This is a genomic window from Kitasatospora sp. NPDC087271, from assembly GCF_044744605.1.
In the GTDB taxonomy this organism is placed as follows: Bacteria; Actinomycetota; Actinomycetes; order Streptomycetales; family Streptomycetaceae; genus Kitasatospora.
In genome coordinates, this window is sequence record NZ_JBIUYQ010000002.1 from 76,557 (window position 1) to 100,208 (window position 23,652).

A 23,652-nucleotide genomic window follows, 5' to 3' on the forward strand; every position below is an offset into this window, starting at 1 on the left:
GGGCCCCCACCCTCCGCCGGACCGGCCGCCGGCCACCCCGGCGCCCGCGGGGCGCACGACGTCCGCCCGCCCCGCACGCCATCGTACGGCGGGCGGGGCGGCGCGCCTCCGGCGTCGGCGGGCACCGGAACCGTCGGCTGCGGCGGGCACCGGGGCCGTCAGCGCCGCCCCTTCAGCTCGGCCGCGAGCGCCCGGGACCAGTGCGACAGCTCGGCGCGGTCCGGCGCCCGGCCCTCGCACAGCAGGGTGAGCTGCGCGTCGTTGATCCGGTTCGGCCCCGGGATCTCCAGCAGGTACGCCAGCTCCGCCAGTACGGTGGCGAGCCGATCGGCGTCCGTGCGGTCCAGGGTGGCCGCGGACTCGTGGTGGCTGATGGTGAGCGAACCGGGCATGGTCAAACCTCCTCCGTCCACCCCCACTCCCTCCACGGTACGACCGGCCCGGCCGCGGCGCCCGCCGCGGGCGGCGGGGGTGCGGCGTCCGGACCTGGTCGCGCTCCGGAGCCGGCCGGGCGCGGTGGGCCGCACCGGGGCCGGGGGTGCGCCCCGGAGCCGTTCGGGGGCGGGTGGTCGGCGGATCCCGGGAAGGTCGGACCAGCGCGGGTCAGGGCGCGCCCTCCTGGTCGCCGTGACGCCCGTCCCCGCCCTGACGCCCGCCCTCGCCGTGCCGGCTCCCCTCCCACCGGCGGTTCCGGACCGCCGGCACCGCCAACACCACCGTACCGGCCGCAAGTTGCCAGACCGCACCGAGCAGCAGCACCTTGTCCACGCCGATCCGGTCCGCCGCCGGTCCGGCCGCCGCCAGCCCGAGCGGCCCCAGCACGAACGCGCCGAGCGCCCCGAAGGAGTTGACCCGGCCGAGCACCTCCGGCGGCACCCAGCTCTGCATCGTCGTGCTGAGCAGCGTCCCGCTGACCGCCGAGCCGACCCCCGCCACCAGCGCGCCGGCCACCACCCACGGCAGCGGCGCACCGGCCGCGAGCGCGGCGGAGGGCAGCGCCCAGGCCAGCGTGGCCACGGTGGCCACCGCGAGCGGCCGCTCGGGCCGGCGCCCGAGCATCACCAGCCCGCCCAGCACCGCGCCGACGCCGTACACCCCCATCACCAGACCCCAGGCCCGGGCGCCGCCGAGGTCCCGCTGCGCGGTGAGCGGGCCGAGCACCAGGAACGGCGCCCAGACCAGCAGGTTGAACAGGCCCATCTGGACGGTGGTGATCCAGAACCACGGCCGGGAGGCGAACTCCGACCAGCCGGCCCGCAGTTCGGCGAGCATCGACTGCTCGCCTCCGGCCGCGTTCGCCGCCCGGTCGGGCAGCCGGAGCCTGGCCAGGGCGAACGCGCCGACGCCGTACGTCACCGCGTCGACCAGCAGGACCACCGCCGGGCCCTGCGTCGCCGTCACCAGGCCGGCCGTCGCGGGCCCGGCCACCGTGGCCACCGAACGGGCCAGCCCCAGCAGGGTGTTCGCGTCGGCCAGGAGCTCCTTCCGGCGCACCAGGCCGGGCACGATCGCCCCGAGCGCCGGCAGGAACAGCCCCTCCCCGATCCCCCACACCGCCACCAGCGCGACCATCGCCCAGACCGGCGCCCGCCCGGCCGTCAGCAGCGCGGCGAACACCGCCTGGACGAGCCCGCGCAGGACGTCCGAGCCCAGCATCACCCGGCGGCTGCCGAACCGGTCCGCGATCACCCCGCCGGCCAGCAGCACCAGCACCACCGGCAGGATCCGGGCCGCCATCACCCACCCCAGGTCGGTTCCGCCGCCGCCGCCGTCGAGCACCGCGAAGGCCACCGCCACCGGCGCCATCGAGGAGCTGAGGAGGGAGGTCGAGTAGCCGACGAAGAACCACGCGAAATCGCGCTCGCCCAGCACGGCGAGCCGGTCTCCCAGCCGCCGGCGGCGGGCCGGGATCCGTTCCGCATCCACTGCCATGGGCGGCAGTCTGCCTCCGGACGGGAACGGCGTTCAAGGGTTTCCGGGGAAAAGTTGAGTCTTTTTGCCTCAACATTTCACGCTCTGCCAGCTGCCGCAGTAAACGGCCCCAAAAACGGCTGTTCACCTGCGATTTACTGCGCTTCGAAGATAGCCTTCAGGGGTCCGATCCGAGTTGATTTACTGCGGAAGAGGCCCAGCCATGGCAGAGCTCCCCCCGGTCGAGTACGCCGTCGCCGTCGAGCGCTACCTGGCCGCCTCCGGGCTCGCCGAAGGCTCCCGGCGGATCTACCGGATCGCCCTGAACACCTGGGCCTGGGCCCTCGCCGACCGCCCCGCCCCCACCGGCCCCGAACGGCGGCGCGCCCGGCCGCCCGTCCTCCCGCTCGCCCTGCTCGACCACCCGGACGCCGCCCGCCGCCTGCGCACCGCCGCCGACCGCCGCCGCGCCGACACCGACCCACGCACACTCAACCGCGAACTCTCCACTCTGCGCGCCGCCGTGGCCTGGTGGCGGGCCCAGCGCTGGCTCGACGACGACCCCACCACCGACCTGCACCCCGGCCCGCGGCCCGGACCGACCGTCACTCCCCTGGCACCCGACGACCTGCGCGCCCTCTTCACCCTCCGCGCGCCCCTGCGCGAACAGTCGCTCTGGCACCTGCTCCACGAATCCGGCGCCGCCATCGACACCGTCCTCGCCCTCGACACCGACGATCTCGACCTGCCCCGGCACCGCACCCTCCACCGGCCCGGCCGCACCCCCGTCCACTGGCGGAGCGGCACCGCCCGGCTGCTCCCCCTCCTCGTCGCCGGGCGCACCACCGGCCCGCTCTTCCTCACCGACCGCCGCGCCCCCGCCGGCACCCCCGCCCCCGACCGCTGCCCCCACACCGGCCGCGCCCGCCTCTCCTACCGCCGCGCCGCCGAACTCCTCACCGCCCACACCACCCCCTTGACCCCCGGCGCCCACGGCTGGACCCTGCGTCAGCTACGGCCCGGCGCACCTCCGTCACTGGATTCCGACGGCCGGGCACGACACCCTGGCACCCCCGATCGAAGGGACCCCGAGTGATCCCCGACAACGAGACCCGGCGGCGCCGGGAGGCCGTCAGCCGACTCGCCACGGAACAAGCGGTGCTGATCGAGACCGCGGAGAGCTCCGGCACCGGCTTCCTGGTCGCCCCCGACACCGTGCTGACCTGCGCCCACGTCGTCCGCTCCGACCCGCACCCGGCGGTGACGGTGCACGGGCGCACGCTCCGGGCCGAGGTGGTCGCCCGGGAACCGCGGCAGGACCCGGACGGCGGCATCTACGCGTACCCGGACCTCGCGGTGCTCCGGCTCCCCGAACCGCTGGACACCGCAGGCGTCTGGCTCGCCGACCAGGTGCCCCCCGGCGGCTCGGACGTGATCGTCCACGGATTCAGCGACGCGACCCTGGACGCCGGCACCCACCGGGACACCCTGTACCTCTCCGTCGTCGGCCGCTCCGGCGAAGCCGGCCACTTCGTCCGGCTCAAGAGCGACCAGGTCGTCCAGGGGTTCAGCGGCGGCCTCGTGCTCGACCCCGCCACCGGGCGGGTGTGCGGAGTGCTCAAGACCTCCCGCGACGAGACGGCCGTCCTGGGCGGCTGGATGGTCCCCGTCGACGCGGTGCGGACCTGCTTCCCCGAACTGGCCCGGCGCAACGGACTCGGCCACCGGCCCGGCACGGCCTGGTACGACCTGGCGATGGACCGGGCCGGGCGCCAGGTCCGGCTCTTCGGGGCGTACGGACACCACCGCCCCCGCCAGACGCCCCGGCCGACCCCCGCCCAGCTGCTGACGCAGGGCGCGATGCCCTTCGTGGACCGCCCGGAACTCGCCGAACTGCGGGCCTGGTGCGCCGACGGGACCCCGCTGCTGCTGCGCCTGCTCCACGCGCCGGGCGGCTCCGGCAAGACCAGGCTCGCCGCCGAGCTGTGCCGGCTGATGACCGAGGACGGCTGGCTCGCGGGCTTCGTGCAGCGCAGCAGCCTCGCGGGGGCGGGGTGGCTGGACGAGCTGACCACCGCCCTCGACGACGGTCTGGCGGTCCTCGCCGTCTTCGACTACGCCCAGGCCCGGCTGGAGGACATCCGCACCCTGGTGGACCACGTCTCGCGGTTCGGGCCCGAGCAGCCCCGGCTGCGCCTGCTGCTGCTCGCCCGCACGGCCGAGCCCTTCTGGCGGGCGCTGCAGAGCGGCGTCGACGACTGGGCACTGGCCGACGCCAGCGTCGTGGAACTCCCCAGGACGATCCCCTCCGTCCCCTCCGCCGCCACCGCCACCGCCACCGCCGGGGACGCCTCGCCCGCCGCGCTGGTCGTCTCGGCCTTCGAGGTCTTCGCCCGACGACTCGGCCACGACCGCCTGCCCGTACCGAGGAGCCTTCCGTCGCGCGCCGGGCGGGAGGACTCGCTGCTCGGCGTGCTGGCACTCGCGCTGGACGCCGTCCTCACCCTCGCCCGGGGAAGCAGCTGGTCCGGGCACGGAGATCCGCTCGAACGGCTCTGCGACCACGAGGTCCGGGTCTGGCACGCGCAGCTCACGGCGTGGCTGCCCGCGGAGCCGGCCCTGGCCGGCGAGGCCGGCCGGCTCCTGGCGGAAGGGCTCCTCCTCGTCCCGGTCCTCGCCCCCGGGCGACGCTCGGACCGGCTGATCGCCCTGCTGGAGCGAGTCCGGGCCGAGGCGTTCCCCCACCATCCGCCCCTCAACATGAACGTCGTCAACGCCCTCCTGCGCATGCTCTACCCGGCCGAGGACGGCCTGGTCGCCCCCGTCGGCCCGAGCCGGATCGGCGAGATCCTGGTCCGGCGGGTGCTGAGTACGCCGGAGAGCTCGGGGCGCTCCGAGGAGTACCTGCTCGCCCTGCTGGACCCGCCGCACCCCGCCTCGCCGCAGCAGCGGATCGCGGCGGCCACCGAGACCGTGGAGATCCTCGCCCGCGCCCGCGGCTGCACCGGGGTGGGGCGGGTCGTGGACCACCCCGCCCACCCGGCCCTGGACGCCGCACTGGCCCGGAGCATCGCCGAGCGGCCCGACGCGCTCCTGCCGGCCCTGGCCGCCAACGGCGCCGTACTGCCGCACGCCGAACCGCTGGCGGCCCTCATGCTGCCCGCCGTACGGGCGTGCGGACCGGATGTCCTCGCCGCCGTCGAGAGCCGGCTGCCCGGCTACCCCTCCAGCATGTCGCCGGTGGCGGCGCTGGTCCTGAAGCGCCTGCTGGACCAGCCGGACCCCGAATTCGGCGAGGAGGACCAGCTGCGCAGGCTGCGCCGCCTCATCAGCTACAGCCTCCGGCTCGACGAGACCGCCGCGGACGGACCGGCCCCGGACGGACCGGCCCCGGACGGACCGGCCCCGGACGGACCCGCCGTGGACGGACCCGCCCCCGGCGGACTCGGCGCGGACGGCGTCCGCCCCGGCGACTCGGCGCTGACCGCCGCCCAGCAGGCCGTCCGCCTCAGCCGGGACCTCGTCCGGCAGACCGGACGCCACCTCCCCGAGTACGCGAGGGCGCTCCACAACGTGAGCCTCCTGCTGCACCGCGCCCACCGGACCGAACCGGCGCTCGAACACGCCAGGTCGGCCGTCGCCCACTACGAGGAACTCCTCGCCGGGGCGGACGGGGACGACACCCTGCGCCAGACGTACCTCCTGGACACCGCGACGGCGCTGAGCACCCTGGCCCTGGTGCGGATGGAGGACGGCCAGGTGAGCGCCGCCCTCGACGCGGCCGCGCACGGCGTCGAGCTGTGCGAGGAGGCCGAACCGGGAGCCCGGCAGGACGACACCCTGCTGACCTGTCTCCAACTCCTCGCCCGGTGTGGGCAACTGGCCGGCCGGCCCGTCGAGGCGGTGGCGGCCGGCTACCGGGCGCTCGCGCTGCTGCGCGAGCTCGCCGACCAGCAGCCCGGCCGCTACCTGGCCAGGCTCCCGGAGGCGTTGCACCGGCAGGCGATCGGCCTCGTCCGGGCCGGACGGGACGACGAGGCGTACCGCGCGCTGCGGGAGGCCGCACAGCTGCGCGCTGCCCTTCCGCCCGGCGACCGGCAACGGCTCGCCGCACAACGGTCCTCGCTCCGGATGCTGGTCCAACTCTCCTCGGAGATAACCGAGTTCACCGACGAGCGCGCACACTGGGTGGAGCAGCTGGCGACCATGGGCAATCATGGCAGGTGAGGCCGTCGCCACCTGCGGCCCTACGACGGCAGGTAGGAGCATGATGCCCACGGACTCTCAGGACCTCGCCGCGCCCGCCCCGATCCGACGCCGCCAGGCCGTCGAGGTCTTCGGGAACCGCTTCGGCCGGCTCTACAACGACGAGGTCGTCGCCCCGGGCGGCACGGCCGGCAACTACCTCCGGTGGCAGTGGTCGCAGACCGGCGTCGTCGTGGTGGCGACCGGCCCCGACGGCATCGCGCTGGTGCCCTCCTACCGCTACCCGGTCGGCGCCGCCTCGCTGGAGTTCCCGCGCGGCGGCTGCGAGCCCGGCGAACCCCCGGAGGAGGCCGCCGCGCGCGAGCTCAGGGAGGAGACCGGCCTCATCGCCTCCACCATGGAGAGCCTCGGCCTGATCCACGCGGACACCGGCCTGATCGAGAACGGCATCCACGTCTGCCGCGCCACCGTGCTCCCCGGGGGCACCGCCACCGCCCGTCCGGAGGCCATGGAATCGGTGACCGACCCGGTCTGGGTCTCCCCCGACCTGATGGCGCGCTGGCTGCGGCAGGGCCGGATCACCTGCGGCGTCACCCTGGCCGCCTTCGCCCTCCTCCAGGCCCACCCCGACCCGCAGACCGGGATCGTCAGAGGGTGACCACCCGCTCGAAGGGATCGAGCTCGCGCAACGGCCGCGGCTGGGCCCGGCGCTGCGGGTCCGGGCCCGCCGCACCCGGGCCGTTCACCACGTGGAGCGACAGGTCGCGAACGCCGTCGGTCGCCGGGGAGACCACCTCCAGGCCGGCCCCCAGCCGACCGGCGACCGGGTCCTCGTCCAGCCCGAAGCGCATCAGCCGGACCTCGCCCCGCAAGTGCTCCCACGCCAGACCCCCGACACGGCGGAAGGTGCGCTCGAACGCCTCCAGCGTCCACGAGCTGAACTCGTCGACCGCCGAACGCAGTACCGCCGTGTCCGGCTGGATCCCCCGGCGCAGCCGCCCCAACTCCGCGACCAGGGCCACCCGGGAGGGCTGCTCGATCGCCTCGAACACCACCTCCACCGGGAGTTGGGACAGCAGCAGGTTGTCGAGCATCACCGCCGGGAACCCCGCGTACTCGACGAGTCGCCGGCTCCGGAAGACCGGGATGGTGCCCTCGCCGTCGCGCGGGCCGGCCATGCCGACGCCCAGGGCCTGCGGCAGCGCCCGCCGGTAGGACTCGCCGGCCCAGTCGTCCACCGACTGGAGCACGAGGACGAGTTCGGCGCTGCCCCCCGGGCGCGCGCTCCGGTAGCCGGCCAGCCAGTCCCGGAGTTGCTTGTAGAGCAGCGGATCCTGCTCGGAGACCCAGGCGCGCGCGGCTTCGAGGGCCTCCCGCGCGCTCCCGGCGAAGTCCCGCTCGGCGGCCTCGATCCGCGTCAGGACACCGGACTTGAACGCGGCGGCGACAGCCGACCCGTCGTACGGCACCGTGTGCGCGGACGACACCCCGGTCAGCCGCTCCACGTAGGGGACGTCGGGCGCGTTCTCCACGCCCTCGGCCCGGTGGCCGTCGCTGATCCGGTGCAGGGTCCCACCCGCCCGCAGCGCGACCCGCAGCCGGCCTGCCTCCAGGAGGGCGCCGAAGTCCGAGAGCGCCGCCGTACCCGGGGACCAGCGGACCTTCCGCGCCTCCTCGACGTCGACGAGCGCTCGGAAGTACCTGTTGTTGAGGCCCTGCGAGTCGCCGATCAGCAGGGTGTCGGCGAAGAGGACATGCAGCAGGACCCGCGACCGCAGGTCCGAGGCCCGGTCGATCGGCGCCGCCGCGTGCGGCTCCACATCGGAGAGGTAGATGCGTTCGGTACCCGCCGCCCGCTGTCCCATATCCATGGCCTGCCACCCCTCGGCGCCCGATACAGTTCCCCTCGCGAAGAAGAAGGATAGGCCCACGGCCCGGGCCGGTCACCGGTTTTCCGGCAATTCGACCCCGGCAACGGCACCCCTTGGAGGAGAAATGTCGGAGCTTGTCCAAGTAGTGACGCCCGAGGGGACATTCTGGGCCCGCATCGAGGAGCAGCGCGGGCCCAGGGACGTCGCCCTGCGCCGCCCCAGCTACCAGCTGGACGACCTCGCGAGCACCCTCCAGACCGTGGTCGGCAACGTGCGATCCGGCCTGCGGGCGGCCGCCCCCGACGAATTCACGCTCGAATTCGGAATCGAGCTCTCCGTCAAGACGGGAGTCCTCGTGAGCGCGGTGACGGGAGTCGACGGAAAGGCCAGCCTGAAGGTGACGGCGACCTGGCGGAAAAGCGGCGAGACCGCCCTTTCCGGCCCGCCGAACGAACCGGAGGAATCGGAGGATTCCGATGACTCGAACGAACCCGCCGAATCCGGCGAACCGGGCGAATCCGCACCCGAACCCACCTGATCGACCGCCACGCACCACCCCACGGCCTGCGACACGCCCCGGCAACGACGAAGGGCCAGCTCCGCCGGATCACTCCGGTGAGCTGGCCCTTCCGCGTGGAGCCCCCTGTCGGGTTCGAACCGACGACCCCCGCTTTACAAGAGCGGTGCTCTGGCCAGCTGAGCTAAGGAGGCACGGTGACCGTCCGCGAGGGATCACGGCGGCACCGGGGGCAGTCTACCGGGCCCGGCAGGTGGGGTGGGGGGATATCCGGGGGTTGGCGGGCTGGGTGGGCGTGATGGAACCGATGCCGAAATCGGGCGGGCTGGGGGCTGACAAGCGGCGGAGGCGCAGGTAGCGTCGCCCGGAGTCGGTTCGTGAGGTGGTTCAGACCACTGGGCGGGCTGACGGAGGCGAACGAACGCCCCTTTACTCGGATCGTCCGGCACGTTCCTGCCGGTGAAGGAGAGAACAACCATGGCTTCTGTCACATACGACCAGGCGACCCGTGTCTACCCCGGGGCGGACAAGCCCTCGGTGGACGCGCTGGACCTGGAGATCGCGGACGGCGAGTTCCTCGTGCTGGTCGGCCCCTCGGGCTGCGGCAAGTCGACCAGCCTGCGCATGCTGGCCGGTCTGGAGGACGTCAACAGCGGCTCCATCCGGATCGGTGACCGGGACGTCACGCACCTGCCGCCGAAGGACCGGGACATCGCCATGGTGTTCCAGAACTACGCGCTGTACCCGCACATGACCGTCGCCGAGAACATGGGCTTCGCGCTCAAGATCGCCGGCGTGAACAAGGCGGAGATCCGCACCAAGGTCGAGGAGGCCGCGAAGATCCTCGACCTGACGGAGTACCTGGACCGCAAGCCGAAGGCGCTGTCGGGTGGTCAGCGGCAGCGTGTCGCGATGGGCCGCGCGATCGTGCGCCAGCCGCAGGTCTTCCTGATGGACGAGCCGCTGTCGAACCTGGACGCGAAGCTGCGCGTCTCGACCCGTACCCAGATCGCCGGCCTCCAGCGCCGCCTGGGCATCACGACGGTGTACGTCACCCACGACCAGACCGAGGCGCTCACCATGGGCGACCGGGTCGCGGTGCTCAAGGGCGGCGTGCTCCAGCAGGTCGACACCCCGCGCAACATGTACGACCGGCCCTCCAACCTGTTCGTGGCCGGCTTCATCGGCTCGCCCGCGATGAACCTGGTCGAGGTCCCGCTGGTGGACGGCGGCGTGAAGTTCGGCGGCTCGGTGGTCAACGTCTCGCGCGACGACCTGGCCGGCGCCGGCACCGACAAGTCGGTGACGGTCGGCATCCGCCCGGAGCACTTCGAGATCGTCCCGGCGGGCGGCATCGAGGGTGTCGCGGTGACGGTGAACGTCGTCGAGGAGCTCGGCTCCGACGGCTTCGTGTACGGCACCACCAAGATCGGCGGCGAGGACAAGGAGCTGGTCGTCCGCGTGCACGGCCGGCAGATCCCGGCCCGTGGCGAGACGATCCACGTCGTGCCGATCGCCAACGAGACCCACGTGTTCTCGACCAGCTCGGGCGCCCGTCTGAGCAGCTGAGCACGGCGCGCCCTGCCGGTCGGTCGACCGGCAGGGCAAGCCGGCACGACGGAGCCCGTCGGACCATTCCTGGTCCGGCGGGCTCCGTCCGTACACCCCCGCGTCAACACGGTGGGGGGACGAACCCGGACACGGTGTCACTCGATGGTGTCACGGAGGGCGATCCGACCCGTACCCACCGCTACTCTCCTGAGGGTGAAGCAGCTTGTACGCCGTATCGGCCAGACCGTCGCCCTGACCCTGCCGGTCGTCCTGGTGACCACCGGCACCCTCGCCGTGACCCGGGTGCCATGGGCCCCGCCGACCAACCTCGACCAGCAGGTCGTGGCGGCGTCCAGTGGTGACGGCACCGGGATCGGGCGTTCCGCCACCGCCACCGCGGGCACGTCCCCGGACGGGCTCGCCCCGCAGGAGTCGCTGCGGGTGGTGCTGCTGGACGAGCTGCGGGCCAAGAACCCGTCCGCCGCGCTGGACCTGCTGGAGCGCTCGATGCGCGAACAGCCGTCGCTGACGCCGTACTGCACCTCGCTCGCCGGAGAGCTGGGCAAGGCGGCGGTGCGCAAGTACCAGGGCGACGTCCAGCGGGCCCGGTCCTTCGCCCGCCCGGTCTGCGACGGGTCGTTCGCGGCGGGCATCGCCGGCTGACCCCCTCGGCCGCGGGCCGACGAGGCCGTCGGGCCCACCGGCAGCCGCGGGCCGACGGCGCCCGCGGCCTCGGGTTCCCACCCCCTGTGGGCGCCCTATTCTTCAGGCATGACCGCTGACTCCGGCCCCACCGCCGACCTCGCGTCCCCGCCGACCCACCCGTCCCGGCCGACCACGACGCCCGTCACCCAGGCCGTGATCCTGGCCGGCGGCCAGGGCTCGCGGCTGCGGCCCTACACGGACGACCGCCCGAAGCCGCTGGTCGAGATCCCCGGGACGGGCACGCCGATCCTCGGCCACCAGCTGGCCTGGCTGGCCTCCGAGGGCGTCACCGACGCGGTGGTCTCCTGCGGGCACCTCGCCGCCGTGCTGGAGGAGTGGCTCGACAAGGCGGATCTGCCGCTGCGCGTGCGCACGGTGGTCGAGGAGGAGCCGCTCGGACGCGGCGGCGGCCTCAAGTACGCGGCCAAGGCGCTGCCCCGCCCGGACGAGCCCTGGTACGCCACCAACGGCGACATCTGGACCCGGTTCAGCCTGCGCGACATGGCCGCCTTCCACCACGAGCGGGACGCCGTCGCGACGCTCGCGCTGGCCCGGCCGCGGATCCCGTGGGGGGCGGTGGAGACCGACCAGTTCGGCAACGTGCTGGACTTCATCGAGGCGCCGCCCTCGCCGTTCCTGATCAACGCCGGGCTGTACGTGTTCAGCCCGGAGTTCGCCGAGCTGCTGCCGGACGTGGGCGACCACGAGCGCACCACGTTCCCGCAGCTGGCGCGCAGCAAGCGGCTGGCGGGCTACCAGCTGCCGCAGGGCGTGTACTGGCGCGCCATCGACACCGCGAAGGACCTCACCGAGGCGGCCAAGGAGCTCGCCTCCGGGGCCGGCCGCACACCGCAGTAACCGCCGCCCCCGGGCCCCCCAGCACCCGCGCCCCAGCACCTCAGACCTCAGCCCTCTGCGCACGACGATCGGCCGGGTGCTCCGCCAAGGAGCACCCGGCCGATCGCGTCCACGGGCCGTCAGGTGGACGTGGGCGCCCCCGGGTGGGAGGAGCGGGCGCCGCCGGACAGGTCGGCGAGCGGGCCGCTGCCCAGCACCCCGCCGAGCAGCCCGGGGCTCGCCCCCGAGCTCGGGCTGGGCTTGGACGCCGCCCCCGAGCCGGCGGGGGCCGGGGTGCTGCGCTGGGCGGGCGAGGAACCGGCCGACGGCGCGGCGGCGGACGGCGCGGCGGGGGTCGGGGTCGTGCCGGCCCCGGTCTCCGCCTTGGTGGAGTGCCCCTTGCCGCTCGGCGTCGGGCTGCCTGGGCGGGTTGCCGGGGCGGAGGAGGGCGGGGTGGTCGGGCTCGGCGTGGGGGTGGCCGGGCGCGGGGCGGGCGAGGGCGAGGTGGACGAGCCCTGGCCGCCCGGGGTGCCGGTCGGGGCGCCGCTGGGCCAGACCGGCGTGCCGTAGTCGGTGGCCGGACGGGCCGGTGCCTGGTGCGTCCGGGCCCCGGTCCGCACCGCCGCGCCGAGCATCGAGCCGAGCAGCAGGGTCGCCCCGACCACGACCGTGGTGACCACCGTGCCGCGGCGCAGCACCCGGCGGCGCAGCGCGGCGGGCGCGTCGGCGCCGTAGCGCCGCCAGGCCTCCAGGTTGAGCCGCCCGTCCAGGGAGGCGAACGGCGCTCCGGCGATCAGCAGCGGGCTCCAGGCCGCCAGGAAGATCAGGTCGGGGGTGTCGTAGACCGGCACGGCCCGCCAGCTGACGGTGAACAGCAGCGCGGCGGAGAGGAGCATCGCCGCCCCGGCCGCGAGCCGCTGCCAGAGGCCGAGGAGGGTCAGCACGCCGACCACGACCTGGGTGAACGACACCACCAGGCCGGCACCGACCGGGTGCGCCATGGCGAAGGCCAGCAGCGGTTCGGCGACCTTCCAGGGGTGCAGCGAGGCGAGCCAGCGCATCATCGAGCCGCGCTCGCCGCCGTCGAAGTAGACCGGGTCGCAGAGCTTGCTGAACCCGGCGTAGACGGACAGCGAGCCGAGGACGGCGCGCAGCGGCAGCAGGACCAGGCCGAGGTCGACCCGGCGGCCGGGGTACCAGGGCTGCTTGCCCTCGGCTGCCGTCGCGGAGACCTCGGGGAGCTCGCCGCTCGGGGTCCAGCCCTGCGGTGCGCCGACCGGGCCGATGCCCGCGTCGGTGGCGGTGCCGGCACCCTCCCGGGGCTGGCGCGGGACGGTCCGGGCGCCCGAGTAGGACGGGATCACCCGAGTGTCCGACACGCCCGGGCCGCCGCCGTCGGGTCCGGAGCCGGTGAGCCGGACGGCGTCCAGCAGCTGGGTGGCCGCGAGGTCCCCGGGGGGCGCCTGCCCGGTCCAGGTGACGGCGGTGACCCGGCCCTTGCGGCGCGGCGCACCGCCCCCGGCGGCCCCCGCGAGCGCCGGGACGGCGGAGGCGGGCACCACGACCTGCGGGGTGACCAGCGGACGGCGGATCAGGCCCTGGTTGGCGTACGGGTCGCCGAACGCGGCGCCGGTGGACAGCAGTCCGGCCGGGGCCTCGATCAGCGGCGCCACCGGGGCGCCGAGCCGGAGCCGGAAGCTCGCCTGGGTGATGCTGAGGCGCGCGGGGTCGGACGGCACCTTGACCGTGTCAAGGCCGGGGCCCGCGTCTATCCCGGTGCTGCCGCCGCCGAACAGGGGGCGCCGAGGTGTTCTGGTGTCCACGCCCGTCTAACCGGGTGACCACCGCTTAGGACACTCTCCCGAGTGGATGTCCGGCGCATACTTGAAATGATCATGAGAAAAGCGATCGGGCCTGGTCGGGCCCGATCGCTTTTCACTCGGATTGCGGAGAATTCAGAAGTTCCCCTGCGCCCCGCACACCGGCTGTGCTCAGCGCTTGGCGCGCAGTCGCGCGGCCTCGTAGAGCACGATGCCCGCCGCGACACCGGCGTTCAGCGACTCGGTCAGCCCGGACATCGGGATCCGCACCCGCATGTCGCAGGTCTCCGAGACCAGCCGGGACAGACCCTTGCCCTCGCTGCCCGCGACGATCACCACCGGGCCGGTCAGCAGCTCCAGGTCGCCCAGCTCCGCCTCGCCGTCGGCGGCCAGGCCGACCACCATGAGACCGGCCTTCTGGTAGGCCTCCAGGGTGCGGGTGAGGTTGGTGGCCCGGGCGACGGGCAGACGGGCGGCGGCGCCGGAGGAGGTCTTCCAGGCGCCGGCGGTCATACCGGCCGCGCGGCGCTCGGGGATGACCACGCCGTGCGCGCCGAAGGCGGCGGCGGAGCGGACCACGGCGCCGAGGTTGCGCGAGTCGGTGACGCCGTCCAGCGCGATGATCAGCGCGTCCTGGCCCGAGTCGGAGGCCTCGACCAGCAGGTCGTCGGGGTGCGCGTACTCGTACGGCGGCACCTGGAGCACGAGGCCCTGGTGGTTGAGCCCGCCGGTCATCTGGTCCAGCTGCGGGCGCGGGGCCTCCATCAGCGGGATGCCGCGGTCGTTGGCGGCCTGGAAGGCCTCGCGGACGCGGTCGTCGGTGTCGACGAACTGCTGGACGTACAGCGCGGTGGCCGGGACGCCGCCCTGAAGGGCCTCGACGACCGAGTTGCGGCCGAAGACGAGCTCGGCGCTGCCCGCGCCGCCCCGGCCGCCGCGACCGGCGCCGCCGGCGCGGCGCATGCCGGCGCGGGCCTTGGCGTCCCGCTCGCGCTTGACCGCGGCGTTGGCGGCGCGCTGCTTCGGGTGGCCCTTGCGCTCCGCTCCGGGCGGGGTCGGGCCCTTGCCCTGGAGCGCCTTCCGGCTGTGGCCGCCGGTACCGACAGACGCGCCCTTCTTCGACCCGGGGTTGCGGCGGTTCCTGCGCTGGCTGTTGCCGGCCATGGCTGTACTTCCTGTCTGTCCGGCATGCCCGGCCGCCCCGTTCTGTCCGGCGGCGGCCGACTGCATGCGCTACGTCATGCGGGAGGGCCGCACCGGTCCGGTACGGCCCACCCTCACCCCGATCGTCAGATGGGGTTACTGGCTGTTGATCGTCCAGCGCGGGCCGGACGGGGTGTCCTCGATCACCAGCCCGGCCAGGCCGAGCTGGTCGCGGATGGCGTCCGCGGTGGCGAAGTCCTTGCGCTGACGCGCCGCCTGCCGCTGGTCCAGGACCAGGCGGACCAGCGAGTCGACCACACCGTGCATGCTCTTCATTGTCCCAGGCTCGCCGCGCTCCGACCCGGCCCACTGCGGGGCGAGCGGGTCGAGACCCAGCACTCCGAGCATCGCACGGACCTCGGCCAGACGCGCCACCGCGTTCTCCTTGTCGTCCGCGTTCAGGGCGCTGTTGCCCTGGCGGACGGCGGTGTGCACGACGGCGAGCGCCTGCGGAACGCCCAGGTCGTCGTCCATCGCCTCGGCGAAGGCCGGCGGCACCTCGGGGGCGGCGTCGACCGCCCCGCAGCGCTCGACGGTGCGCTGGATGAAGCCCTCGATCCGGCCGAACCCGGCCTCGGCCTCGCGCAGGGCGTCCTCGCTGTACTCGATCATCGAGCGGTAGTGCGGGGTGCCGAGGTAGTAGCGGAGCACGATCGGACGCCAGCGCTGGACCATCTCGGAGACCAGCACCGAGTTGCCCAGCGACTTGCTCATCTTCTCGCCGGCCATGGTGACCCAGGCGTTGTGCACCCAGAAGCTGGCGAAGGCGTCGCCGTAGGCCTTGGACTGGGCGATCTCGTTCTCGTGGTGCGGGAAGATCAGGTCCAGCCCGCCGCCGTGGATGTCGAAGGCCGGGCCGAGGTACTTGTGGACCATCGCCGAGCACTCCAGGTGCCAGCCCGGCCGGCCGCGGCCCCACGGGGTCTCCCAGCTCGGCTCGCCCGGCTTGGCGGCCTTCCACATCGCGAAGTCGCGCTGGTCCCGCTTGCCGGTCTCGCCCTCGCCCTCGGGCTGGCGCAGGTCGGCCAGCTTCTGGTTGGAGAGCGCGAGGTAGTCCGGGTACGACTTCACGTCGAAGTAGACGTTGCCGTCGGCCGCGTAGGCGTGGCCCTTCTCGATGAGCCCCCGCATCATCTCGACCATCTCGGGGATGTGCCCGGTGGCCCGCGGCTCGACGGTCGGCGGCAGGCAGCCGAGCGCGGTGTAACCGTCGTTGAACGCCCGCTCGTTCTCGTAGGCGATCTGCCACCACGGGATGCCGAACTCGCGCTCCTTGGCGATCACCTTGTCGTCGATGTCGGTGACGTTCCGGGCGAAGGTGACCTGGTAGCCGCGGTAGGCGAACCACCGCTGCATGATGTCGAAGTTGAGACCGGACCGGATGTGCCCGATATGAGGCGCCGACTGGACGGTAGCGCCGCACAGGTAGATCGAGACACAACCCGGTACAAGCGGGACGAAGTCGCGTACCTGGCGGGTGCTGGTGTCGTACAGGCGAATGCTCACAGCGTCAAGCGTAGTGGGCAGGAGGGGGTGCCCCGCGACATTCCCCGGGAATGATATGCCCCACTCCCGGGGAACCACAGGCCGCGCGGGCCGGTCAGATGTTGCCGACCACCTTGCGCGGGCTGAGCCGGACGACCACCCGGACGTCGTCCGGGCCGTCGAACCCGTACTCCTCGCCGCGGTACTTGCGGGACAGTTCGTTGATCAGCTCCCGGCCGCCCTCGGTGGTCATCGTCGCCGAGCCGCGCACCTCGACGTACTCGTACGGGTTCTCCGGCGGGTTGACCACGAGCGAGATGCGCGGGTCCCGCACCAGATTGAGGTGCTTGCGGCGGCCCTGGACGGTGGAGAACAGGATGTCGTCGCCGTCCCGCGTGACCCAGACGACCGAGGACTGGGGGCTGCCGTCGGGCTGGATCGTGGACACCACGGCGAAACTCTTGCGGTCGAGCAATTCCTTGGCGGGGCCAGAGAGTTCGACGCCCATCGAGAACCTCTTCTCATCGTCGGCGGTACGGCCCGAGGGGAAGCCCCGCCCGGGCCCGGAACCGCACACTACCGACCGATCCACCGCCACGCCGGGTGAACACTCGTCAGGGCCCGCCTATTCCGGCCCTGCTGACCGCGCCCGGCTCAACGCCGTTCGTACACCAGGGCCGTGGCGATCGCGGCCAGCCCCTCGGCCCGGCCGGTCAGGCCCAGGCCGTCCGTGGTGGTGCCGGACACCGACACCGGCGCACCGGCCGCGGCCGACAGCGCGGCCTGCGCCTCGGCCCGCCGCTTGCCGATCTTCGGCCGGACGCCGACCACCTGGACCGCGATGTTGCCGATCTCGAAGCCCTCCGCGCGCACCAGCCGGGCCGCCTCACCGAGCAGCTTCACCCCGGAGGCGCCGGCCCACTCCGGCCGGTCGGTGCCGAAGTGCGCGCCCAGGTCGCCGATCCCGGCGGCCGAGAACAGCGCGTCGCAGGCCGCGTGCGCGGCGACGTCGGCGTCCGAGTGCCCGGAGAGCCCGACCCCGGCGTCCGGCCACTCCAGTCCGGCCACCCAGAGCGGGCGGCCGGCCTCGAAGGCGTGCACGTCGGTGCCGATGCCCACGCGCGGCAGCACGGGGGCCGGGGCCTGGTCGGCGGGCGTCAGCGGGTCAGTAGGCATCGGCGGCCCTCCGGCGGGCGAGTACGGCCTCGGCGAGCACGAGGTCCAGTGGACGGGTGACCTTGAACGCCTCCTCGTGGCCGGGCACCACGACGACCTGGCCGCCGTAGCGCTCCACCAGGCCCGCGTCGTCGGTGACCGGCGGCGCGCCGTCGGCGCCCGCGGCCTCCTCGGCCAGCGCCTTGGCGTGCACCCCTACCAGAGTGGCCCGGTCGAAGCCCTGCGGGGTCTGGACCGCGCGCAGGGTGGCCCGGTCGGGCGTGTCGAGCACCGGCTCGGGGCGGCCCGGGCTCGGCTCGACCCGCTTCACCGTGTCGGCCAGCGGCACCGCGGGCACCACCGCCCCGGCCCCGGCCCGGACGGCGGCCGCCACCGCGTCCACCACCTCGACCGGGACGAGCGGGCGGGCCGCGTCGTGCACCAGGACGATCTCCACCTCGGCCGGGATCGCGGCCAGGCCGAGCCGGACCGACTCCTGGCGGGTGGCGCCGCCGGCGACCACCCGGATGTCCTTGCCGTCCAGCCCGTGGCTGTCCAGCAGGGCGACCACCTCGGCCACCCCGTCGGCGGGCGCGGCGACCACGACCAGGCCGACCGCCCGACTGCGGGCCAGCGCCCGCACGGCGTGCACCAGGAGCGGCACGCCGCCCAGTTCCCGCAGGGCCTTCGGGGCACCGGGTCCCAGCCGCTCACCGCGTCCGGCGGCGGGCACCACTGCTGCTGCGACTGCTGCTGAGGCGTTCAGGTTTCACTCCTTCGGAGAAGTGGGTATGGCCTTGGCGTGCCCGGCGGGCGCTAACGGGCCCCTTCCGAAGAATTACGGTCCAACCGTCCGCCGCACAATCCCGCAGAATCGGTCTTGCAGGACGGAAAACGGTCTTGCCGGGCCTGGACCGGCTCGGGGCGGGGGCGTCGTCCGGACACGCCTCAGCGCCCGAAGTGCCACTGCACCACCCCGGGACGCTTCGTCCTGGGAGCGGCGCGCCGACACCGGGCGCTGTGAGCGGTGGGCGGCAGCCCGACTGCGCTACGAGGCCAGCACCTCGTCGAGCAGCGTCTCCGCCTTGTCCTCGTTGGTGTTCTCCGCCAGCGCGAGCTCGCTGACGAGGATCTGGCGCGCCTTCGCGAGCATCCGCTTCTCGCCGGCCGAGAGGCCGCGCTCGCGCTCACGGCGCCAGAGGTCGCGCACAACCTCGGCGACCTTGATAACGTCACCAGAGGCGAGCTTCTCCAGGTTCGCCTTGTAGCGACGGGACCAGTTGGTCGGCTCTTCGGTGTACGGTGCGCGCAGCACCTCGAAGACCCGGTCCAGACCCTCCTGGCCGACTACATCGCGCACGCCGACGAACTCCGCGTTCTCAGCGGGCACGCGGAGCGTCAGGTCTCCCTGCTGCACCTTGAGCACCAGGTAGGTCTTGTCCACACCTTTGATCTGGCGAATTTCGATGGCCTCGATCAGCGCGGCCCCGTGATGGGGGTAGACCACCGTGTCGCCAACCTTGAACGTCATGTGACAGGACCCCTTCCGTGGCTTTCCAGAATAACACGCTTTTCAGCGCACCCGAAGGGCGTTTTCGCAGGTCAGGGCCGGTCTCGGGGCTTGACAAGGACCCCCATGACGTGCTGCGACCGGTGTTCGAGGGAGGCTTCCCGCAGGTCGGAGGCGGTTCCGGCGTTCGGCGAAACCTTGCGCAACACCCTGGAAACCATGATTGGATCTTGGGTTTTCACCGTTTATCGGGCCGTATCCGCATCGTTATTCGATCTTGGTCGAAGCTTGTCCCGAGAGTGACCCGGACACGCCACAAGTGCGGCCGGACGGCCGCCCCGCGAACCCCGGGAGTGCGACACGGGGACCACCCCGTGAGGAGCGCATAAGTGAGGTCGATAATCTGAGGCCTGACCTATCGACACGTTGACTTAGGAGAAGCCGCCGCCGTGAGCCGCAGCCTTCGACGCGGCAGCATCGCCGCCATCGCCGCCATCGCCATCGCCTCGCTGTCGTCCTGCGCCGCCGGCAACACGCCGGACACGCTGCAGGTCAAGCCCGACAACGCGGCGGCAACCCTCGGAACGAACCTTCGGCTGAACAACATCGTGGTCGTCACCGGGGACGAGTCCTCGGGCGAGCACAACGGTCCCGCCAACGTGACCGTCAACATCGCCAACACGGGCAGCACCCCGGCGGAGCTGCAGTCCGTCACCGTCGGCAACGGTGCCACCGCCGCGTTCTCCGACGCCGCGGGCGCCCCGCTGTCCACCATCGTCGTCCCGGCCGGCGGCGCCGTGGCGATCGGTGGCGAGGGCAACCCGTCCGCCAAGGTCGCCTCGGTCGGCGTCCAGGTCGGCGGCTTCGTCCCCACCTCGTTCACCTTCAAGGACGGCCAGAAGGTCGACGCCCAGGCCGGCGTGAGCCCGAACAAGGGCCTCTACAAGGGCTTCGGCCCGACGTCGGCCCCGGCGGCCGTGCCCACCAAGGGCGCCACCGCCGCCGCGACCACCCCGGCCGCCGGCACCACCACCCCGGCCGCCCCGGCCACCACCGGTGCGGCCACGCCGTCCGGTGCCGCCACCCCGGGTGCCACCCAGTCCGCCGGCGCCCACTGACGCACCACATGGTGTCCGGCGGGCCCTCCCGGGCCTGCCGGACACCAACGCGAAGGCCCCCTCCGGCGACTGCCGGCGGGGGCCTTCCGCGTCTGTCCGCGCCCGCGGTTTACGGCTCGAACTTGTAGCCCAGGCCGCGGACCGTGACCAGGTAGCGCGGGGCGCCCGGGTCCGGCTCGATCTTGGCCCGCAGGCGCTTCACGTGGACGTCCAGGGTCTTGGTGTCGCCGACGTAGTCCGCGCCCCACACCCGGTCGATCAGCTGCATGCGGGTGAGCACCCGGCCCGCGTTGCGCAGCAGCATCTCCAGCAGGTCGAACTCCTTCAGCGGGAGGTCGACCTTGGCGCCGTCCACGGTCACCACGTGCCGGTCGACGTCCATCCGGACCGGGCCCGCCTCCAGGGCGCCCGGGCCGCCGCCGTTCTCGCCGGCACCGCCGTCCTCGCCGCGGCGGCGCAGCACCGCCCGGATCCGGGCGACCAGCTCACGGGTGGAGTAGGGCTTGGTGACGTAGTCGTCCGCACCTATTTCCAGACCGACCACCTTGTCGATCTCGCTGTCCTTGGCGGTGACCATGATCACCGGCACGTTGGAGCGCACCCGCAGCTGACGGCAGACCTCGGTGCCCGGCAGGCCCGGCAGCATCAGGTCGAGCAGGACGAGGTCGGCGCCGTTGCGCTCGAACTGCTCCAGGGCGTCGGGGCCGGTGGCGGCGACGGCCACCTCGAAGCCCTCCTTGCGGAGCATGTACGACAGGGCGTCGCTGAACGACTCCTCGTCCTCGACCACCAGTACTCGGGTCACGATCAGGCCTCCGGGGCAAGCTGGGGGGTTGCGTCTGACAGGGGGTGTTCCCGCTCCCCCGTGGGGAGCGGACGGTCCGTGCGGCCTGTGGTGGCCGTCCGGTCCGTGGTGAGGGTTCTGGTGGGCGAGGCGGCGGCGCCACGGCCGCCGGTGGCACCGCGGGTGCCGAGGTCGCCGGTGTCGTCGAGGTCGTCGCCGTCCTCGGCCTCGGGCGCCTGCCCGGCGGGCAGGCGGATGGTGAAGGTCGAACCCTGGCCCTCGACGCTCCACACCGAGACCGTGCCGCCGTGCGAGGCGGCGACGTGCTTGACGATGGACAGGCCGAGGCCGGTTCCGCCGGTCGCCCGGGAGCGGGCCGGATCGACCCGGTAGAAGCGCTCGAAGACGCGCTCGCGGTCCTTCTCCGAGATGCCGATGCCCTGGTCGGTGACCGAGATCTCGATCAGCTCGCCGTCCGCCTCCCCGAGCGCCGCGGCGCTGGAGATCCGGCGGGTGGCGATCGCCACCCGGGTACGGGGAGGACTGTAGTTGACGGCGTTCTCGACCAGGTTGCCGAGCGCCGCGGCGAGCTGGCCGCGGTTGCCGTGCAGGTAGAGCCCGGCGATGCCGCCGGCCGTGATCAGGATCTGCTTGGCGGCGGCCTGCTGGCGGCAGCGGTCGATCGCCTCGGCGATCAGCTCGTCCACCGCGACGGGCTCCGGATCCACCATCAGCCGGTCGTCCTGCACCCGGGAGAGGTCGATGATCTCCTGGACCAGGCTGGCCAGCCTGGTCGCCTCGATCTGCATCCGGCCGGCGAAGCGCTGCACCGCCTCCGGGTCGTCGGACGCGTCGGCGACCGCCTCGGAGAGCAGCGACAGGGCGCCCACCGGGGTCTTCAGCTCGTGGCTGACGTTGGCCACGAAGTCCCGGCGGACCGCCTCCACCCGGCGGCGCTCGGTCTGGTCCTCGACCAGCACCAGCACCAGCCGGGAGCCCAGCGGGGCGACCCGGACGGAGACCGCGAGCGGCTCGCCCGCACGGGCCACGCCGGGGCGGGGCACCTCCAGCTCGACCTGGCGGATCTCGCCGTCCCGGCGGGTGGCGCGCGCCAGCGAGAGCATCTGGTCCACGGCGACCGCGCCGCCGCGCACCAGCCCCATCGCGTACGCCGCGGAGCTGGCCTTGACCACCTCGTCGCCCTCGCCCAGCACGATCGCGCAGGAGCGGAGGACGGAGAGGACGGTGTCCACCCCCGGCGGCAGCGGGGGCTCCGGGGTGCCGGCGCCCAAGCCCTGGTGCCGACCGTGGTGTCTGCTGCTGGTGCCGCCGTACCTGCCCCTGGCCTGCTCGCGCTCGCTCCAACGGAAGGCGATGGAGGCCGTGAGGCCGACGCCGAGCCCGGCTATGGCGCAGGCAGCGGCGGCGGCCACGTTCACGTCCATGTGGCCAGCGTAAGCGCACGGCCAGGCCACTCCCCAAGGGCCCGATCAAGGCATCGGCCACGCGTTGCCGAGAATTCACCTTCACGTGGCCGCTGATTCACCACACCGGCCGTGCATCGTCGCCCGGACGGCCCAGAGTTGGCCATGCAGCCCGTGTGGGAGTGGGCGGCGGGCCGAACCACCGGCCGCCGTCTCAGGTGTGCGCGTACGATTCGCGCCACCAGCAGCGGTCACCCGGACGACAAGACGATCGTCGGACGGGCCGGCCGGTCGGCACCGCCACCGACACAGCTACTGAGGAGAGAGCATGCGCGACGCGTACCACGAGGAACTCGATGCGATCGGCGACAGCCTGGTCGAGATGGCCCGACTGGTCGGCTCGGCCCTGGGCCGGGCCACCACCGCACTCCTGGACGCGGACCTGGCGCTGGCGGAGAGCGTGATCGCCGCCGACGAGAAGATCAACGACCTCCACCACGAGCTGGAGAACCGCGCGATCGACCTGCTCGCCCGCCAGCAGCCGGTCGCCACCGACCTGCGCATCGTCGTCACCTCGCTGCGGATGAGCTCCGACCTGGAGCGCTGCGGCGACCTCGCCCGGCACGTCGCCAAGGTCGCGCGGATGCGCTACCCCGACTCCGCCGTGCCCGGCGACCTGCACTCCACCGTCCTGGAGATGGGCCAGCTCGCCCAGCGCCTGGTGGCCAAGACCGGCCTGGTGATCGCCACCAAGGACGTCGACAAGGCCCTGGAGCTGGAGCAGGACGACGACGCCATCGACTCCCTGCACCGCGAGCTGCTGTCGCACCTGATCGACGACCGCTGGCACCACGGCATCGAGACCGCCGTCGACATCACCCTGGTCGGCCGCTACTACGAGCGCTTCGCGGACCACGCGGTGTCGGTCGCCAAGCGCGTGGTGTACCTGGTGACGGGCGAGCACGTGGCCGAGTTCGTGGCCGCCTCGGAGGCCGCGGCGGCGGAGTGACCTCGTGCGGGTGCGGTGCGGCCGCCTCGGGGCTCGGGGCCTCAGGGCTCGGCGTCTCGGGGCTCAAGCTCGGGGCTCAAGCTCGGGGCTCAAGCTCGGGGCTCGGGGCTTCAAGGGGCGGCCGCTCCCCCCGCGGGGTGAGTAAACCTGCGACAGGGGTGGTGGGGGCGCACGACGCCCCGTACATCCCACCACTGCGCGCCTGTTGACGCTCCCTCCGATCGGCGGCTTCACTCGACGTTGGGGGCACAGGACTGTGCCCGTCACTAGGAGGGAACAGCTCGATGAAGGCCAACCCCACCCGACCGGCACGCGCCCACGAAACCGTCGAGCCGCCCACCCCGAAGCTCCTGCCCGTCCTCGCGGCCGGCTGCGGCTGCGGCCCCGGCTGCGGCTGCGGCTGCCAGTCCGGCGCGCCCTGCCAGTGCGGCGGCGCGGACGGCGGCTGCTGCGGCGGCCACTGAGCGGTCCGCCGCCGAGGAGTTCCCGAGGTGCACGGCCTTCCGTCGGCCGTGCACCTCGTTGCGCGTCCTGGTGCCGCGCGTC

22 protein-coding genes and 1 tRNA gene are annotated in these 23,652 nt (G+C 73.6%); 10 read left to right on the forward strand and 13 right to left on the reverse strand.

The window, feature by feature from the left end:
• Positions 1 to 158 precede the first annotated feature (158 nt).
• Positions 159 to 392 carry a hypothetical protein gene (locus ACIO9K_RS03620; RefSeq protein ID WP_363582182.1) on the reverse strand — a complete coding sequence of 78 codons (234 nt, stop codon included), beginning with the start codon at positions 390 to 392 and terminating at the stop codon, positions 159 to 161.
• A 211-nt stretch (positions 393 to 603) separates the two neighbouring features.
• Entirely contained in the window at positions 604 to 1,932 is a 1,329-nt protein-coding gene (locus ACIO9K_RS03625; protein WP_400326766.1) for an MFS transporter, read from the reverse strand.
• A 202-nt stretch (positions 1,933 to 2,134) separates the two neighbouring features.
• On the opposite strand from ACIO9K_RS03625, the gene ACIO9K_RS03630 reads away from it, so the two are divergent.
• From ACIO9K_RS03630 to ACIO9K_RS03640, 3 genes are read left to right on the forward strand one after another with little or no spacing between them, the layout of a single operon-like run.
• Positions 2,135 to 3,007, forward strand: coding sequence for a hypothetical protein (locus ACIO9K_RS03630; RefSeq protein ID WP_400326769.1), 873 nt, complete (start codon positions 2,135 to 2,137; stop codon positions 3,005 to 3,007).
• Entirely contained in the window at positions 3,004 to 6,138 is a 3,135-nt protein-coding gene (locus ACIO9K_RS03635; protein WP_400326772.1) for a trypsin-like peptidase domain-containing protein, read from the forward strand. Before ACIO9K_RS03630 ends, ACIO9K_RS03635 begins: the two co-directional genes overlap by 4 nt.
• 43 nt (positions 6,139 to 6,181) lie before the next feature.
• Positions 6,182 to 6,775, forward strand: a complete 594-nt coding sequence (locus ACIO9K_RS03640) for an NUDIX hydrolase (RefSeq protein WP_400326775.1) — start codon at positions 6,182 to 6,184, stop codon at positions 6,773 to 6,775.
• Here the strand turns inward: ACIO9K_RS03640 and ACIO9K_RS03645 are convergent.
• Positions 6,765 to 7,988, reverse strand: a complete 1,224-nt coding sequence (locus ACIO9K_RS03645) for a hypothetical protein (RefSeq protein WP_400326778.1) — start codon at positions 7,986 to 7,988, stop codon at positions 6,765 to 6,767. The genes ACIO9K_RS03640 and ACIO9K_RS03645 overlap by 11 nt on opposite strands.
• 124 nt (positions 7,989 to 8,112) lie before the next feature.
• On the opposite strand from ACIO9K_RS03645, the gene ACIO9K_RS03650 reads away from it, so the two are divergent.
• Positions 8,113 to 8,526, forward strand: coding sequence for a CU044_2847 family protein (locus tag ACIO9K_RS03650; RefSeq protein ID WP_400326781.1), 414 nt, complete (start codon positions 8,113 to 8,115; stop codon positions 8,524 to 8,526).
• A 96-nt stretch (positions 8,527 to 8,622) separates the two neighbouring features.
• Here ACIO9K_RS03650 and ACIO9K_RS03655 read toward each other — a convergent pair.
• Positions 8,623 to 8,699, reverse strand: a tRNA-Thr gene (locus ACIO9K_RS03655).
• A gap of 283 nt (positions 8,700 to 8,982) precedes the next feature.
• Between ACIO9K_RS03655 and ACIO9K_RS03660 the strand changes: the two genes are divergently transcribed.
• The 3 genes from ACIO9K_RS03660 (at position 8,983) to ACIO9K_RS03670 (ending at position 11,619) form a co-directional block, all read left to right on the forward strand.
• Positions 8,983 to 10,074: a sn-glycerol-3-phosphate ABC transporter ATP-binding protein UgpC gene (locus ACIO9K_RS03660; protein ID WP_363582337.1), complete on the forward strand. Its 1,092-nt coding sequence runs from the start codon at positions 8,983 to 8,985 to the stop codon at positions 10,072 to 10,074.
• A gap of 195 nt (positions 10,075 to 10,269) precedes the next feature.
• The gene (locus ACIO9K_RS03665; protein WP_363582339.1) at positions 10,270 to 10,719 is read left to right on the forward strand and encodes a hypothetical protein; all 450 of its coding nucleotides are present in this window, start codon (positions 10,270 to 10,272) and stop codon (positions 10,717 to 10,719) included.
• 108 nt (positions 10,720 to 10,827) lie between these two features.
• On the forward strand, positions 10,828 to 11,619 hold the full coding sequence (locus tag ACIO9K_RS03670; RefSeq protein WP_363617738.1) for a nucleotidyltransferase family protein: 792 nt from the start codon (positions 10,828 to 10,830) through the stop codon (positions 11,617 to 11,619).
• 119 nt (positions 11,620 to 11,738) lie between these two features.
• Here ACIO9K_RS03670 and ACIO9K_RS03675 read toward each other — a convergent pair whose 3' ends face one another.
• From ACIO9K_RS03675 to ACIO9K_RS03705, 7 genes are all read right to left on the reverse strand, one after another.
• Complete coding sequence (locus ACIO9K_RS03675; protein ID WP_363617736.1) at positions 11,739 to 13,337, reverse strand: DoxX family membrane protein; 1,599 nt, start codon at positions 13,335 to 13,337, stop codon at positions 11,739 to 11,741.
• Positions 13,338 to 13,589: 252 nt separating this feature from the next.
• Positions 13,590 to 14,582, reverse strand: a complete 993-nt coding sequence (gene rlmB, locus ACIO9K_RS03680; RefSeq protein WP_350878370.1) for a 23S rRNA (guanosine(2251)-2'-O)-methyltransferase RlmB — start codon at positions 14,580 to 14,582, stop codon at positions 13,590 to 13,592.
• A gap of 135 nt (positions 14,583 to 14,717) precedes the next feature.
• Entirely contained in the window at positions 14,718 to 16,127 is a 1,410-nt protein-coding gene (cysS, locus tag ACIO9K_RS03685) for a cysteine--tRNA ligase (RefSeq protein ID WP_363582347.1), read from the reverse strand.
• Between the two features lie 94 nt (positions 16,128 to 16,221).
• Entirely contained in the window at positions 16,222 to 16,614 is a 393-nt protein-coding gene (locus tag ACIO9K_RS03690) for a PPOX class F420-dependent oxidoreductase (RefSeq protein ID WP_063348796.1), read from the reverse strand.
• Between the two features lie 146 nt (positions 16,615 to 16,760).
• Complete coding sequence (ispF, locus tag ACIO9K_RS03695) at positions 16,761 to 17,282, reverse strand: 2-C-methyl-D-erythritol 2,4-cyclodiphosphate synthase (RefSeq protein ID WP_363617734.1); 522 nt, start codon at positions 17,280 to 17,282, stop codon at positions 16,761 to 16,763.
• Entirely contained in the window at positions 17,272 to 18,027 is a 756-nt protein-coding gene (gene ispD / locus ACIO9K_RS03700; protein ID WP_363582488.1) for a 2-C-methyl-D-erythritol 4-phosphate cytidylyltransferase, read from the reverse strand. Before ispD ends, ispF begins: the two co-directional genes overlap by 11 nt.
• A gap of 282 nt (positions 18,028 to 18,309) precedes the next feature.
• Entirely contained in the window at positions 18,310 to 18,792 is a 483-nt protein-coding gene (locus ACIO9K_RS03705; protein ID WP_030244332.1) for a CarD family transcriptional regulator, read from the reverse strand.
• 428 nt (positions 18,793 to 19,220) lie between these two features.
• On the opposite strand from ACIO9K_RS03705, the gene ACIO9K_RS03710 reads away from it, so the two are divergent.
• Positions 19,221 to 19,889 (forward strand): DUF461 domain-containing protein, encoded by a 669-nt coding sequence (locus ACIO9K_RS03710; protein WP_363617732.1) that lies wholly within the window; start codon positions 19,221 to 19,223, stop codon positions 19,887 to 19,889.
• A gap of 109 nt (positions 19,890 to 19,998) precedes the next feature.
• On the opposite strand, the gene ACIO9K_RS03715 is transcribed toward ACIO9K_RS03710, so the two are convergent.
• Both ACIO9K_RS03715 and ACIO9K_RS03720 read right to left on the reverse strand, forming a co-directional pair.
• Positions 19,999 to 20,694 carry a response regulator transcription factor gene (locus tag ACIO9K_RS03715; protein WP_030061050.1) on the reverse strand — a complete coding sequence of 232 codons (696 nt, stop codon included), beginning with the start codon at positions 20,692 to 20,694 and terminating at the stop codon, positions 19,999 to 20,001.
• Positions 20,695 to 20,696: 2 nt separating this feature from the next.
• Positions 20,697 to 22,118 carry an ATP-binding protein gene (locus tag ACIO9K_RS03720; RefSeq protein WP_363617730.1) on the reverse strand — a complete coding sequence of 474 codons (1,422 nt, stop codon included), beginning with the start codon at positions 22,116 to 22,118 and terminating at the stop codon, positions 20,697 to 20,699.
• A gap of 307 nt (positions 22,119 to 22,425) precedes the next feature.
• Between ACIO9K_RS03720 and phoU the strand changes: the two genes are divergently transcribed.
• Together phoU and ACIO9K_RS03730 are read left to right on the forward strand one after the other, a co-directional pair.
• Entirely contained in the window at positions 22,426 to 23,106 is a 681-nt protein-coding gene (gene phoU, locus ACIO9K_RS03725) for a phosphate signaling complex protein PhoU (RefSeq protein WP_350878362.1), read from the forward strand.
• Positions 23,107 to 23,390: 284 nt separating this feature from the next.
• Entirely contained in the window at positions 23,391 to 23,570 is a 180-nt protein-coding gene (locus ACIO9K_RS03730) for a hypothetical protein (protein WP_063348791.1), read from the forward strand.
• Positions 23,571 to 23,652 lie beyond the last annotated feature (82 nt).